The 14,979-nt window shown below is 72.5% G+C and carries 11 protein-coding genes; 7 read left to right on the forward strand and 4 right to left on the reverse strand.

Annotation, left to right across the window (positions count from 1 at the left end):
• Window positions 1-26 precede the first annotated feature (26 nt).
• The 6 genes from otsB (at window position 27) to DB32_RS18150 (ending at window position 7,294) form a co-directional block, all read left to right on the forward strand.
• On the forward strand, window positions 27-2,237 hold the full coding sequence (otsB, locus tag DB32_RS45370) for a trehalose-phosphatase (RefSeq protein WP_053233716.1): 2,211 nt from the start codon (window positions 27-29) through the stop codon (window positions 2,235-2,237).
• Window positions 2,238-2,287: 50 nt separating this feature from the next.
• Window positions 2,288-2,698 carry a hypothetical protein gene (locus DB32_RS18130; RefSeq protein WP_053233717.1) on the forward strand — a complete coding sequence of 137 codons (411 nt, stop codon included), beginning with the start codon at window positions 2,288-2,290 and terminating at the stop codon, window positions 2,696-2,698.
• A 307-nt stretch (window positions 2,699-3,005) separates the two neighbouring features.
• Window positions 3,006-5,168 (forward strand): TonB-dependent receptor, encoded by a 2,163-nt coding sequence (locus tag DB32_RS18135; RefSeq protein ID WP_157069142.1) that lies wholly within the window; start codon window positions 3,006-3,008, stop codon window positions 5,166-5,168.
• Window positions 5,165-5,839: a hypothetical protein gene (locus tag DB32_RS18140; protein WP_157069143.1), complete on the forward strand. Its 675-nt coding sequence runs from the start codon at window positions 5,165-5,167 to the stop codon at window positions 5,837-5,839. Before DB32_RS18135 ends, DB32_RS18140 begins: the two co-directional genes overlap by 4 nt.
• On the forward strand, window positions 5,836-6,690 hold the full coding sequence (locus tag DB32_RS18145; protein WP_157069144.1) for a hypothetical protein: 855 nt from the start codon (window positions 5,836-5,838) through the stop codon (window positions 6,688-6,690). Before DB32_RS18140 ends, DB32_RS18145 begins: the two co-directional genes overlap by 4 nt.
• A gap of 49 nt (window positions 6,691-6,739) precedes the next feature.
• Window positions 6,740-7,294, forward strand: a complete 555-nt coding sequence (locus DB32_RS18150) for a hypothetical protein (RefSeq protein WP_169791475.1) — start codon at window positions 6,740-6,742, stop codon at window positions 7,292-7,294.
• Window positions 7,295-7,301: 7 nt separating this feature from the next.
• Here DB32_RS18150 and DB32_RS18155 read toward each other — a convergent pair whose 3' ends face one another.
• The 4 genes from DB32_RS18155 to DB32_RS18170 all read right to left on the reverse strand — a co-directional run bounded on the left by DB32_RS18155 (window position 7,302) and on the right by DB32_RS18170 (window position 13,902).
• A complete protein-coding gene (locus DB32_RS18155; RefSeq protein ID WP_053233722.1) occupies window positions 7,302-7,646 on the reverse strand; it encodes a type II toxin-antitoxin system PemK/MazF family toxin in 345 nt (114 codons plus the stop codon).
• A 25-nt stretch (window positions 7,647-7,671) separates the two neighbouring features.
• Entirely contained in the window at window positions 7,672-10,347 is a 2,676-nt protein-coding gene (leuS, locus tag DB32_RS18160) for a leucine--tRNA ligase (protein WP_053233723.1), read from the reverse strand.
• Between the two features lie 56 nt (window positions 10,348-10,403).
• A complete protein-coding gene (locus tag DB32_RS18165; RefSeq protein WP_053233724.1) occupies window positions 10,404-12,314 on the reverse strand; it encodes a protein kinase domain-containing protein in 1,911 nt (636 codons plus the stop codon).
• 139 nt (window positions 12,315-12,453) lie between these two features.
• Window positions 12,454-13,902: a protein kinase domain-containing protein gene (locus DB32_RS18170; RefSeq protein WP_169791476.1), complete on the reverse strand. Its 1,449-nt coding sequence runs from the start codon at window positions 13,900-13,902 to the stop codon at window positions 12,454-12,456.
• 219 nt (window positions 13,903-14,121) lie between these two features.
• Here DB32_RS18170 and DB32_RS18175 point away from each other — a divergent pair, with 219 nt between their 5' ends.
• Window positions 14,122-14,979 carry a hypothetical protein gene (locus tag DB32_RS18175; protein ID WP_053233726.1) on the forward strand — a complete coding sequence of 286 codons (858 nt, stop codon included), beginning with the start codon at window positions 14,122-14,124 and terminating at the stop codon, window positions 14,977-14,979.

Raw genomic sequence — 14,979 nt, forward strand, 5'->3', positions numbered from 1 at the left:
GGGACCATGACTGTCGGGGCACCCTCATGGACGCACGAGGCCCCAAGCTGCTGGAGACCATCGCGCGCGCGCCGCACGTCGCGCTGATCCTCGATCTCGACGGCACGCTGATCCCGTTCGCGGCGACACCGGCTCAGGCGACCGTCGACGCGCCCACGCACGAGCTGGTCTCCGGGCTCGCGCGGACACCGGGCGTCACCGTCGCGGTGGTGAGCGGGCGCAAGCGCGAGGAGCTCGAGGCGCGGCTCGGCGACGTGCCCGGCGTGCTCCTCGCGGCCGAGCACGGCGCGTGGCGGCGCGACGAGAGCGGGTGGGCGCAGCTCGAGCTCCACGGCGCGGATCCGGCGCCGATCGAGCGCGCGCTCCGCGCGCTGGCGCGACCTCGCGCGGGCGCGCTCGTCGAGCGGAAGACGTGGTCGGTCACGCTGCACTTCCGGCGTGTGGCCGAGAGCGAGCGCGAGGCGCTGATCGTCGAGGCGTCGGACGCGATCGAGACCTGGGCGCGCGAGCACCCGGAGTACGAGCTGCTCGAGGGCGATCAGGTGCTCGAGGTACGGCACCGCGGCGCGCACAAGGGCAGCGCGGTCGAGTGGGTGCGCGGGCACGTCCCCCCGGGATCGTGCTTCGTCGCGCTCGGGGACGATCGCACCGACGAGGACACGTTCGCGGCGTTGCGCGACGAGGACGTGCCGATCCTCGTGGGCGACGCCGATCGTCCGACACGCGCGAAGGCGAGGCTCGACGATCCGCGCGCGGTGCGCTCGTTCCTGCGTACGCTGCTGCGCGCCCGGCAGGAGGTCGATCCCAGCGGCGAGCTCGCGATCCCGCGGCCGCTCCCGCGCACCGCGCCCGACGCGCGCGCGTCGTTCCTGGTGATCTCGAACCGGCTGCCCGACGCGCCCAGCGCCGCTGCGGGCGAGAGCGAGCGCGCGCGCAACGTCGGCGGCCTCGTGTCGGGGCTCGCGCCCGCGCTCGCGGCGCGCGGCGGTGTGTGGCTCGGGTGGAGCGGCGGGCGGCGTCCCGGCGCGCTCGAGCTCGCCGTCGATGCGTCGTCGACGCCGGCGCGCGCGTCGTTCGACTTCCATCCCGAGTGGCACACCCGCTTCTACAACGGGTTCGCGAACCGCAGCCTCTGGCCGATCTTCCACGGCTTCCCGGGGCGCGCGCGCTACGACGAGAGCGAGTGGCGCGCGTACGTCGAGGTGAACGACGTGTTCGCCGAGATGGCGACGCGGCTCGTCGCGCCGGGCGGCACGGTGTGGGCGCACGACTATCACCTGCTGCTCGTCGCGGCCTCGATGCGCGCGCGCGGGCACTCGGGGCCGCTCGGGCTCTTCCTCCACATCCCGTTCCCGGCGCTCGATCTCTTCGAGACGATCCCGTGGTCGCGCGCGCTGCTCGACGGGATGCTCGCGTTCGATCTCGTCGGGTTCCACACGCGGCGCTACGCGCAGAGCTTCGTGCGATGCGCGGAGGAGCTCGCGCGCGCGACCGCGACGTCGTCGGGCGTGCGCGTCGACGGGCGCGAGGTGCGCGTCGGCGTGTTCCCGCTGGGGATCGACGCCGCGCCGTTCGAGGAGATCGACGCCGCGACCGAGGGCGAGATCGCGGAGCTGCAGGCCGCGCTGCGCGGCCGCAGGCTCGTGCTCGGGGTCGATCGCCTCGACTACACGAAGGGCATCGTCGAGCGGCTCGATGCGTTCGGGCGGATGCTCGAGCTGCATCCCGAGTGGCGAGGTCGCGTCTCGATGCTGCAGGTCGCAGTGCCTTCGCGCGCCGACGTGCCGGAGTACGCGGAGCAGCGGCGCGCCATCGAGACGCTCGTCGGCCGCATCAACGGCGAGCACGGCGAGGCGCACTGGATGCCGGTGCGGTACGTGTATCGCTCGTACGGGCGCGGACAGCTCGCGGCGCTCTATCGCGCGGCAGACGTCGGGTACGTCACGCCGCTGCGCGATGGGATGAACCTCGTCGCGAAGGAGTACGTCGCGGCGCAGCATCCGACGAGCCCGGGCGTGCTGTTGCTGTCGAGGTTCGCGGGTGCGGCCGACGAGCTCGAGGGCGCGATCCTGACGAACCCGCACGACCGCGACGGGATGGCGCGCGATCTCGTGCGCGCGCTGGAGATGCCCGCGGAGGAACGGATCGCGCGGCACGCGCCGATGCTCGAGCGAGTGCGCCGGAGCACGCCCGAAGTGTGGGCCGACGCGTTCCTGCACGAGCTCGAGCGGCGCTGATCGCGCGAGGGGCTTGCGCGGAGCCGGGCAATGCGCGCGAGAATGCGCGCGTGCGGCACGGGTCGCGGGCGAGCGTGAAGGAGAGGGCGCGGGAGATCCCCGCGCTGCTCTTCGCGCTCGCGTGGCTCGTCGGCTTCGAGGTCGGCCCAGCGCTGCACCTCGCGCGACACGCGTCGCTCGGCGCGCACGAGCACGGCGCGCGCGCGGCGACGCACTGCCACGACGGCGTCTGCCACGAAGACGACGGCGCGAGCGAGCGACACGAGCGACCGGCGCCCGATCACGGCGCAGGGAGCCTCGAGCACGGAGGCGTCGCAGCGCTCGCGCCGGCACCGGTGCTCGGCGCGCTGGTCGGCCCGTGCATCGCGGAGATCGTCGCGCCAGAGCGCGACGCGCAGGCGGCACCCACGGCGCGCGCCGAGCGAGCGCGCGCGAGGGGCCCGCCGCGCGCGCACGCGTGAGCCGGACGACGTGCGTGGCGCATGCGTGCTCGGGTGAGCGCGCCGCGCGGGCATCGACGTGGTCGCGCGCGCCCGCGTGACCGTCGCGCGCTGCGTCGCGACGACGGCATCGCATCGCGGTGCTTCCCCGCGGCGCGCGTGAGCGCGCGTGTGCGCATCGCATCGGAACGAATCGCGGACGAGCTCGCGAGCTGCGCGAACGCGCGGCGAGCGGCCGAGAGGAACGAGCGTGGAACGCGGAGTGGCACGAGCGCGCGCGCAGCGAGCGCGCGCCCTGACGATCCTGGGTGTCGCGACATGGCTCGCGATGCCGTGCGTCGTCGTGCGCGCGCAACCGGACGCGCCGCCGGCCTCGGACTCCGCCTCGGACTCGGAGTCGGCCTCGGACTCGGATCCCCCGCCCGTCTTCCACGCGCGCGCAGTCGCGTCCCCTGCACCACCGCTCGTCACCGATCTCCCGCTCGCGCCGTTCCGCATCGTCCCGCGTCGCACGGCCGAGTCGTTCCTCACGCTCGTGCCCGGCCTCTTCCTCCTCAACCACGCGGGCGCGTACCACGCGTCGACCGTGTTGCTCCGCGGCTTCGACGCCGGGGAAGGGCGCGATCTCGCGGTGCTCGTCCATGGCGTGCCCATCAACGAGCCGTCGAACGCGCACGGCCACGGCTACGCCGACACGCACTTCGTGATCCCCGAGCTCGTCGAGTCGCTGCGCGTCACCGAAGGCCCGTTCGCGCCCGAGCAGTCCGACTTCGCGCTCGCCGGCAGCGTCGAGCACCGGCTCGGCGTGCGCGCTCGCGGCCTGCGCGTGCAGGGCGAGCTCGGCTCGTTCGACACGCGCCGTCTCTTGCTCTCGTGGGCGCCCGTCGGCGCGGAGCGCGGGACGTTCGCCGCCGTCGATCTCCGCGACGCGCGCGGGTTCGGTCGCCATCGCGCGTCCACGTCGCTCGCGCTCAACGCGGGCTACGAGCACGTCGTCTCGTCCGACGTCCGCATCGCGCTGCTCGGCTTCGCGCACTTCGCCGACTTCGACTCCGCCGGCGTGCTCCGCGCCGACGACGTGGCCGCGCGCACGCTGCCGTGTGCACCGAGCGATCGCGCCCAGCGCCTCTGCGCGTACGACGACGCCCAGGGCGGCACGTCGTCGCGCGCGATGCTGGTCGCGACACTGTCGTGGACGCGCCCGGGCACGCGCCTCGAGCAGACGATCTGGGGCGGCTGGCGCCGCCTCCGCATGCGCGAGAATTTCACGGGTTTCCTCCTCGATCCGCGCGGCGACCTCGTCGATCAGCAGTACGAGACCGGACAGGCGGGCCTGCGCGGCAGCTATCGCGCGACGACGCGCGCGCTCGACGATCGTCCGCAGCACCTCGAGCTCGGGTGGATCGCGCGCCACGACGCGGGAACCACGCGCGCGCTGCGCCTCCGCGCGTCCGACGGCGCGCCCTACCGCGCCGACTTCGACGATGCGATCGCGATCACCCACGTCGGTGCGCACGTCGCGGCCGAGCTCGACTTCGCCGACTGGATCGCGCTCCGCGCCGCGCTGCGCGCCGATGGATTCGCGTACACCACGACCGATCACACCGAGCCCGAGCGCGATCGCGAGGGAGAGCGCCTGCCGTTCCGCACCACCGACGCGCTCGGCATCTCGCTGCAGCCGCGAGGCACGCTACGCGTTCGCTTCGCGCCGTGGCTCGAGTGGCAGAGCAGCGCCGGCGTCGGCGCGCGCTCGTCCGATGCCGTCGCGCTCTCGGACGGAGAGCGGGCGCCGTTCGCGCGCGCGATCGCGATCGAGAGCGCGCTCGCGCTGGGCCTCGCCGAGCAGGGCGCGTGGGCGCTCGATGCGCGCCTCGCCGCGTTCCACACCCACGTCGATCGCGAGCTCGTCTTCGACCCCGAGCGCGCGCGCAACGTCGACGCCGGTGCGTCGAGCCGCCTCGGCGCGCTCGCCTCGGCGCGCCTGCGCGTCGCGCGCTGGCTCGACGTGCTCGCGAGCGGCGCGTGGACCGAGGCGTTCCTCCTCGCGGAGCGCGCGGAGTGGCAGGACTTCACGAGCGACGAGCGCCTGCCGTACGTGCCGCGCTGGACGCTGCGTCTCGACGTCGCGACGCACCACGCGATCACGATCGCGGGCGAGACGATCACGATCGGCGGAGGCCTCGGCATCGGCGCGCTCGGCGAGCGCCCGCTCCCGCTCGGTCGCGTGGCGCCGGCGTTCGCGCTCGTCGACGTCGGGATCGTGGTGCGATGGCGGATCGTCGAGGTCGGCGCGCAGATCACGAACCTCTTCGACGCGGGCTGGGACCAGAACGTCTTCTTCTACCCGTCGAGCTTCGACGCGGGCGCGACGCCCTCGCGCCTGCCCGAGCTCCACGCCGCCGCGGGCGCGCCACGCGCCGCGCTGATCACGCTCGCGCTCCTGATCGACGAGAGCGATCCCCTGCGCGGGATCGCGGAGGAGATCCCATGAGACGTTCGCTCGCCGTGCTCTCGATCGCGCTCTCGGTGCTCGCGGTGCTCGCGTGCGCGGGCACCAGCGGGCGCGCCGTCGTGTTCCCGGTCGTCGCACGCGCGAGCGCGCCGGCGACGTTCACCACGAGCACGGGCTGGGACGTCGTGCTCGACGAGGCGAGCGTCACGCTTCGCGCGCTGCGCGTGCTCGCGGCCGACGACGACGCGCTGTCGCAGCTCCTCTCGTCGCCGGTCGCGCGCGCGCACGGCGGGCACGCGCTCGAGCGCGGCGTGCGCGCGGAGCTGCTCGGCCCGATCGAGCTCGACGCGCTCGCGCCCGAGCCGACCGAGATCGGCATCGCGCACGGGAGCGCCGGGCCCGCGCGCGCGATCGATCTCGAGCTCGGCGAGTCCGACGTCGTCGCGCGGGTGCGTGGTGTCGCGACGCGCGGTGACGAGCAGGTCGTGATCGCGGGAGAGCTCGTCGTGCCGGGCGGGCTGCGGCTCGAAGGTCTTCCGCTCGACGCGAGCATCGACGAGCTCGGCGCGCTCCACGTGTCGATCTCCGTCGACCGGTGGCTCGATCAGGCGCGCTTCGACGAGGCGTCGTACGCGCTCGCGTGGTCGCTCGGCATCCGCGACGCGCGGGCGTTCGTCGTGACGTGGGATCCGGAAGGAGGCATGGAGTGAAACGACTGGCGATGATGGCATGTCTGCTCGCGGCGTGCGGCGATGCGCGCGGGACGCTCGCGGTGCGGGTCGGCGGCGAAGAGGCCGCCGAGCGCGGATGGCCGCTCGAGATCGACGGAGAGACGATCGCGTTCGCCGACGGATGGTCGCTCGAATTCGATCGTGTGCTGGCCTCCGTCGTCGCGTTCTCGATCGCCGGGAGCGACGGAGAGCGCGTCGCGCTCGAGGTCGATCCCGTGGTCGCCGATCTCCACGGAGGACAGATCGAGGCATGGCGCTTCGAGGCCCTCGCCGCGCGTCGATGGGAGCGGCTCGACTGGCGCATCGCGCCGCCCACCGCGAGCGCGCGCACGATCGGCGGCGTGCAGAGCGAGCACGTGACGCGGATGAGCGACGCGGGCTGGTCGATGTTGCTCGAGGGCCGCGCGACGCACCCCGAGCACGGCGCGTACGAGCTCTCGCTCGGGCTTCCGCTCGACGTCGACAACGTGCGCTGCGAGCTCGAGGACGGAACGCTCGGCATCGTCGTGCCCGAGGGCGGCGTCGCGGACACGGAGCTCACGTTCCATCTCGATCACGTGTTCTTCGACGACCTCGGTGCCGAGCCCGAGATGCGCTTCGAGGCGTGGGCCGCGGCCGCCGGCGAGGACCGCGTGATCACGCTCGACGACCTCGCGTCGCAGTCGCTTGCGGATCTGCGCGGCATCGACGGCGAGCCCCTGGGCGTCACCTACGATCCCGGCGCGACGCCGCTCGCATCGGGTGATCTCCGCGCGTTCGTGATCGCAGCCGCGACGAGCGTCGGCCATCTGAACGGAGAAGGGCACTGCGAGTACGACGTCGCGCGCTGAGCGCGGCGTGACGGAGCGCGCGCGCGACCGCCAATCGTCTGCACTCACCGTGCAACACCTTCTCTTGCATCTGCTCGTCGCTTCTCTCTTCCTCACCGCGTGCGGCAACGAGGCCGGCGCCGGCGATCCCACGACGGACGCCGGCCCCGCCGTCGACGCCGCGACCTTCGACGCTGCCGTCGTCGACGCGTCGTCGCCCGACGACGACGACGCGGGCACACCCGCGGAGGACGCGGGTCAGCCCATCGACGCCGACGTCCCCGACTGCCGCGGCAACGCAGTGACCTGCTACGGCCGCGACGTGCCGGCGTGCGAGATCGGCATCGGCTGCGTCGTCATCCCGCGCTGCCTCGGCGTGCCGGCGCGCTGCTTCGAGCAGCCCACGCCCGACGACTGCAGCGCCGTGGCCGGCTGCACCTGGAACGACGGCCTCGGCCGCTGCGGCGGCGCTCAGCGCCAGTGCGCGACGTTCGACGAGGACACCTGCGAGACACAGCCCGGGTGCTTCTACGGCGGCGTCTGCGGCGGCCAGATCACGCGCTGCGCGCTGCTCGACGAGCAGACCTGCGACACGCAGATCGGCTGCACCTGGGACCCGAGCTGAGCGCGCGTCAGCGCTCGAAGAACGACAGCTGCTGGAACCGCAGGCCCGCGAGGATCTGATCCACGCGGGCTTGCGAGAGCGCTCCGATCCGCGCGCCCAAGCGGCTCTTCTCGACCGACGAGATCTGCGAGACGACGACCACGCTCTGCTTCGGCAGGCTCGCCTCACCCGGCTCGAGCAGCACGTTCCCCGGCTCGCTCGCGCGGTGCAGGTTCGTCGTCAGCGCGCACACCACGACCGTCGTGATGCGCGAGTGATTGAGCACGTCGTCCTGCACCACGACGTGCGGGTGCGGGTACCCATTCGCGTCGTCGGGCGCGACCCAGAACACGTCACCGCGGTCGATGCGCATGCGTCCGGATCGCGCCCCTCGCGCGCTACTTCACGACGATCGTGAGGATGCGTCCCGGGACGTACTGCTCCTTCACGAGCTGCTTGCCCTCGAGCCACTTCGCGACGGCCTCGTCGGCCTTCGCCGCCGCGACCACGACGTCGGCGCTCGCGTCGGCCGCGACCTTCACGCGGCCGCGCACCTTCCCGTTCACCTGCACGGGCACTTCGATCTCCGCATCGACGCACTTCGCAGGATCGAACTGCGGCCACGGCGCGCGCTGCACGCTCTGCGCGTGACCGACGCGCTGCCACAGCTCCTCCGCGATGTGCGGCGCGAGCGGGTGCAGCAGCTGCACGAGCACCTCGATCGCGCGCTTCGGCGGCTGCTCGATCGCGAAGAGCTCGTTGGTGAGCTGCATCAGCGTGCTGATCGCGGTGTTGAACCGCAGCCCTTCGATGTCCTCGCCGACCTTGCGGATCGTCTTGTGGAGCGTGCGCTCGAGCGCGTCGCTCGGCGGCGCCTCGTCGAGCGTGCGCGTGGACACGGTCCACACGCGATCGAGGAAGCGCTTCACGCCCGCGATGCTGCTCGTGGACCACGGCTTGGTCGCCTCGAGCGGGCCCATGAACATCTCGTAGAGGCGCAGCGAGTCCGCACCGAACTGCTGCACGATGTGATCGGGGTTGATCACGTTGCCGCGCGACTTGCTCATCTTGTGCGCCCGCGCGTCGACCGCGACGTTCGGGTGCGCCTTGAGCACGAACTCGCCGCCGCGCTTCTCGATCTCTTCTTCCTTCACGCGCACGGGCTGCACGCCGCCCCCGTTGCGCTCGTCGAGATGCTCGGTGCCGCCGACGGGATCGGCCTTCTCGACGACGTTCTCGCGGCTCACGTACACGCCGTCCGCCGCGACGTAGGTCGTGTACTCGATCTCACCGAGGATCATGCCCTGGTGCACGAGCTTCGCGAACGGCTCGGCCACGGGGACCAGCCCCGCGTCGAACAGCACCTTGTGCCAGAAGCGCGCGTACAGCAGGTGCAGCACCGCGTGCTCCGCGCCACCGACGTACAGGTCGACCGGCAGCCAGCGCTTCACCTTCTCGGGGTCGAAGATGCGCTCGCGGTTCTTCGGATCGATGAAGCGCAGGTAGTACCAGCACGAGCCCGCCCACTGCGGCATCGTGTTGGTCTCGCGCGCGTACCACTGGCCGTCCTTCTGGAAGAAGCGCCAGTCCTTCGCGCGCGCGAGCGGCCCCGCGGGATCGTCGCCCGGCTTGAAGTCCTCGAGGTCCGGCAGGCGCACCGGCAGCTCCTCGCGCGACACCGCGATCGGCTTCGAGAAGTCGATCTTCACATTCTCGCTCGGCAGCGCGCGCGGATCGCCGTCGCACTCGACCGGGAAGTAGATCGGGAACGGCTCGCCCCAATAGCGCTGACGCGAGAAGATCCAGTCGCGCAGCTTGTACTCGACGCGCTTCTTGCCGGCGCCGCGCTGCTCGAGATCCGCGGTGATGCGCTTCTTGAAATCGTTGGTGCTCAAACCATCGTACGCGCCCGAGTGGCACGCGAGGCCCTCGCCGACGAACGCCGTCTCGAGCGGCGCGTTCGGATCGCTGCCCGCCTCGTGCACCACGCGCGCGATCGGCAGACCGAGCTTCTTCGCGAACTCGAAGTCGCGCTCGTCGTGGCCCGGCACCGCCATGATCGCGCCCGTGCCGTAGCCCCAGAGCACGTAGTCGGCGATCCAGATCGGGATCGTCCGCCCGTTCACCGGGTTGATCGCGTACGCGCCGGTCGCGACGCCCGTCTTCTCCTTGTTCTCGCGGCGATCGCGCTCGCTGCGCCGCTTCGCGCGCTCGACGTACTGCTGCACCTGGACGGTGTGCTCGCGCGTCGTGATCTCCGCGACCAGCGGGTGCTCGGGCGCGAGCACCATGAACGTCGCGCCGAACAGCGTGTCCGGCCGCGTCGTGAAGATCTCGACCTTCTTGCCCGGGTGCCCGTCGATCGCGAAGTCGACCTCGGCGCCCTCGCTGCGGCCGATCCACTCGACCTGCATCACGCGCGTGCCCTCGGGCCACGTGACGTCCGCGAGATCCTCGAGCAGTCGATCGGCGTACGCCGTGATCTTCAGCATCCACTGGCGCAGCGGGACGCGGAACACCGGGTGACCGCCGCGCTCGCTGCGGCCGTCCTTCACCTCTTCGTTCGCGAGCACGGTGCCGAGCGCGGGGCACCAGTTCACCGGCAGCTCGGCCTGGTACGCGAGCCCGCGATCGAACAGCTCGAGGAAGATCCACTGCGTCCACTTCACGTACTCGGGATCGGTCGTGTCGACCTCGCGATCCCAGTCGTACGAGAAGCCCAGCGACTTCAGCTGACGCTTGAACGTCGCGATGTTCTTCTGCGTCGTCTCGGCGGGGTGCGTGCCGGTGTTGATCGCGTGCTGCTCCGCGGGCAGACCGAACGCGTCCCAGCCCATCGGGTGCAGCACCGCCGTGCCCTTCGCGCGGAGGTAGCGCGCGACGATGTCCGTCGCGGTGTAGCCCTCCGGGTGTCCGACGTGCAGGCCCGCTCCCGACGGGTACGGGAACATGTCGAGGACGTACGCCTTGGGCTTGTTGGGATCTTCGTCGGTCGCGAAGGTGCGGTCCTTCTCCCAGAAGGCCTGCCACTTCGGCTCGATCTCGGCGGGCGTGTAACGTTCGTCGCGCGACATGGGAGCGAACGACTAGCACGCGGATCGCGGCGCCGGAAAGTGCGCGCGGTGCGGGATTACGGGAGCTCTTGCGTCGTCCCGACCGCAGGGCGCAGATCCGCGCGCAGGCGCAGGTTGCGCTCGGCCGTGAACTCGAGGCGTCGATCCTCGTAGCCCGGCGCGCGGATCTCGAGCACGTGAGCCCCGCCGCGACGCACGCGGAGCGGGAGCGTCGCGCCGGGCAATCCGTCGAGCCGGAGCTGCGCGCCCGGAGGCACACCGTCGACCTCGATCAGCACCCAGTCGCGCGCGACGGGCGCATCGGGCGTCGCGGGCACCACGGGGTCGCCCGTCGCGACGTCGGCGCCCGGCGGGAGCTCCTCGCCGGGCCGCACGATGAAGCGCACCGCGGCGACGATGCCGACGAACAGCACGAGGCCGACGATGCCGAGCACGATCGCGCGGCGCGTTCCGTCCGAGAGCTCGCTCCAGCGCTCTCGCGCGCCGGGCGCGGGGGGCGCCTTCGAGGGCGGTGTGCTCGTCGCGCGCGAGGGCGGATCGGAGCGCGCCGGCACCGGCGGTGTCGGCGCGACGGCGCGCGCGACCGCGTCGCTGCTCGTGCGCGTCGCGGCCATGCGCGGCGTGCTCGTGGACGACGCGGTCGCGCGCTGCGCCGGGATCGATCGCTCCGACACCGCGCGCTCGATCGGGCGCGGATCGGCGCGCTCGACGCGGTGATCGGTGCCGCTGCGGTCGCTCGCGTTGCGCTCGATGATGATGCGCTGCTGGCCCGAGGCGGGCGCGCGCGCGGGGAGGGCGCTCTCGTCGAGCTCGAGCGAGAGCGAGCTCGATGCCGAGAGCGGATCGTCGAGCGCGTCGAGGCTCGTGCTGCCGCTCTTCGCGTCGAGGTGGAGCGGCGTGCGAGGCGCGCTCGTGGCGGCGGGCTTCGCGGGAGGCTGCAGCGCGAGCCCCTCGAGCTCGTCGCCGACCGCGAGATCGAACGAGCTCGAGCTCGGCGCCTCGCGCGGGCGCACGGCCGAGGAGACGGCTGCCGGGCGCGGCGTGGGCGTCGGCGTGCGCGGCACGTCGCTCGGCTTCGCGAAGCTCGCGGACGCCGTGCGACGCGGCGCGGGCGCCGACACGGGACGCGCGGCGGCGCGCAGCTCCTCGAGCAGCTCGCGCGCGGTCTGCGGGCGCTTGTCGCGCTCCTTCTCGATCGCGCGGAGGATCACGCGCTCCACCCGCTCGTCGACGATCGCGCCGCGCTTGCTCGGCGGGACCGGCTCTTCGTCGAGGATGACGCGCAGCAGCTTGTTGTAGTTGGGCGCGTCGAACGGCACGTCGCCCACGAGGCACTCGTAGAGCACGACGCCCGCGCCGTAGATGTCGACGCGGCGATCGAGCGTGGTCTCGCCCATCGCCTGCTCGGGCGACATGTAGTGCGGCGTCCCGAGCACCGAGCCCGTCATCGTGAGCTTGGCCTGCGCCTCGTCGTCTTTGTGCGAGATGCCGAAGTCGAGGATCTTCACGATCTCGCCGCGACGCCCCGCGGGCACGAGGTAGATGTTGTCCGGCTTGAGGTCGCGATGGACGACGCCGTGTTGGTGCGCGGCCTCGAGCGCCTCGAGCAGCATCACGCCGATGCGCACGACCTCGTCCTGCGAGAGGCGCTTCTTGCGATCGATGCGCGAGCTGATCGTCTCGCCCTCGAGGAACTCCATCACGAGGAAGGGCAGGCCCTCCTCGGTCTGATCGAGGTCGAGGACCTCGACGATGCCCTCGTGCTGGATCGCGCTCGCCGCGCGCGCCTCGCGACCGAAGCGCTGCACGACGTTCACGTTCGAGAGGAAGCGCTCGTCGAGGACCTTGATCGCGACCTTGCGCCCGGTGACGACGTGCGCGCCGCGCCACACCGTGCCCATGCCGCCCTGACCGAGCTGGCCGTCGATGCGGTACTTGCCGAGGAGAGTGCGTCCCGCGAGGTCCACGCCGCGGTCGCAGCGTATCGCACGGGCGCGACGAATCGGAAGCGAAAGGGCCGCCCGACCGAGGGTACGGTCCGCGTGCTCCGCGCGACCGCGAACGGCTCACGCAGCCGAGCTGACGCTCACACCTTCGCGGACGAGGTCACGCCTTCCACTCGACGCGATACACGTCGTGCGCGTCGCCGAGCGCCTCGCAGGACGTCAGCGTCACGTCGCACTCGCGCACGCCGCTCTGGCGAATCGCCGCGCGCAGGAGGCCCGCGACGAACCCCGAGAGCTCGAGCGAGGGCTGCGCCTGATCGCGCACCGCGAGGCGCGCCGAGCGCGCGTCGCGCTCGAGCACCATCGCGGTGCCCTGACGCGTGATGCGCGACCACACGTACGGGAACCCGTCGATCAGCGCCTCGACGACCATCGGGCTCGGCAGATCGGGGAGCAGCCGGCGCAGCCCGCGATGCGCGACCGCCTCGGTGATCTCGGTGAGCATCGAGAGATCGCCGCGCCCCGCGATCGCGTCCGCCGCGCTCACGATCTGCGCGAAGAGCGCGATCTTCACGCCCGTCGCGAGGTGCAGCTCGGTGTTGCCCGAGCCCGGCAGCAGATCGTCGACGCCCGGCACCTCGGTCGCGAGCTGCGACCACGCGTCCTCGCCGAGCCGCCGATAGATCGCCTCGATCGTGAGCAGCACCGGCAGCAGGTGGATCTTCGCGACGCCCTCGGGCGCGGTGCGCTGACCGTGGCGCGTGGTGCGCCGCATCGACAGCCAGTGCAGGTCCGCGGCGAGCGGATCCTGCGGCGTCGGCATCTCGTCGCGCGGCCTGCGGCCCTCGCTCGGCACGAGCAGCGACACCGCCTGCATCAGCACGTCGACGTCGGGGAAGCGCTCGTCGGGATCCTCCGCGGTCGCGCGCTCGATCGCGCGGCGCGCGGTGTCGGGCACCGGATGGATCGACTGGGTGCGCCCCGTGATCAGGTGCCGGAGCATCATGCCCGCGGAGTAGATGTCGACGCGCGGATCGAGCCCCGCGCTGCCCCGCCGGATCTCGGGCGCGATCCACGGCGTGTACGGGATCTCGTCGCGCGGCGCGGGCTCCGCGAGGAACGCTGCGCGCTCGAGCGCGCGCAGCTTCACGGGCTCGTCCTCGTCGTCGTCGCGCGGCGGGAGCACCACGACGTTCTCGGGGCCGAGCCCACGCACCACGACCCCGGCGCGATGCATCGCGCGCATCGCCTCGAGCGCGCCGAGCACGATTCGCCCCGCGCGCACCGCGCCGATCCCGCCGGGCGTCTGCGCGAGCAGCTCCGAGACGCGCACGCCGCGCAGCGCTTCGTAGACGACGTACGGGCGCCCATCGGGATCGGTGCCCGAGTCGACGACGCTCTGGATCGCGGCGTGCGACACCGAGCCCATCGCGCGCGCCTCGCGCAGGAGCCGCTCGGCCTCGGGGCCCGGCCAGGGCACGCCCTGCGCGAGCGTCTCGAGCTCGACCTGGCGGCGGATGCCGGTGTGCTCCGCGAGGAAACGAACGGTGTCTGTCCCACCGTCGAGGGTCTCGATGAGGCGGAACTTCCCGTCCACCACCCGCGGCATGGACGGTGGTCTCGCGGAGCTGCGGGACACGGGGGTGACGATATCACGCGGTCTCGCCATCGCACCCACCCCGCGTACGACCGTCGTCCCGCCACTCGATCGGTACACGGTCATGGCGTGCTCCCACGTCGTGCCCTCTGTTGGCGTGCATGGCCGCGTTCCGTCCGTCCTTGACCGCACCTCCGCGCGCGAGCGCGCATCGTGTACCGTCCGAGGCGCATGCATCGCCTCACATCGCCTCTCGCGCTCCTCGTCTGCGTGCTCGCGCTCGTCGCGTGCGAAGAGGGCGCGCAGCACGCGCAGCAAGAGATCATCCAGACCCACGCGCGGCGCGTGCAGGAGATCGTGCGTGACGACCTCCAGCGCGGCGTGCGCGGCGTGGAGCAGGCGGGCACGAAGCTCGCGCGCGGCTTCCTCGTCGAGGATCCCGAGCGCCGTCAGCGCGAGATGCGCACCGCGCTCCACCTGCTGCGTCAGCCGCCGCGCGGGATCCAGGAGCTGATGATCTCGCCGATCTCGTTCGTCGCCGCGGTCGACGCGAACGGGATCGTCGTCGCGCGCGACGCCGAGCCGGACCCGATGGCGGGCTTCGACGCGGGCGAGGCGTTCCCGATGGTGCGTCGCGCGCTGCAAGAAGGCTGGTCGGGCTACGAGCTCGAGGAGTTCCCCGCGCTGATCCCCGATCAGCCTCCGTCGCAGACGGTGCTCTACGTCGCCCCGGCGCGAACGCGCGACGGTCGCATCGTGGGCGCGGTGCTCGCGGGCACGCCGCTGTGGCGCACCGCGCAGCGGGTCGGCCGCCAGCTCCAGGCGGACCAGGCGAGCGAGATCAGCGAGGGCCTGATCCTCTGGGTCTACCTCTACCGCGGCGACCAGCTGCACCACCACGGCACGCCCGCGGACCTCGACACGATCGTGCCCGACGCTGCCGCCCGAAACGCCGGCTTCGCGCGCAGCCCGGGCGGCTTCACCGGCGAGGTCGCGCAGTTCGGCCGCTGGTACGCCTACGGCGTCGTGCCCCTCCCGCGCATCGCCGACGACGTGGGCGCGGTCATCTTCCGCAGCGATCCTCCGTGA

It is taken from the genome of Sandaracinus amylolyticus (assembly GCF_000737325.1).
Lineage (GTDB): Bacteria > Myxococcota_A > Polyangia > Polyangiales > Sandaracinaceae > Sandaracinus > Sandaracinus amylolyticus.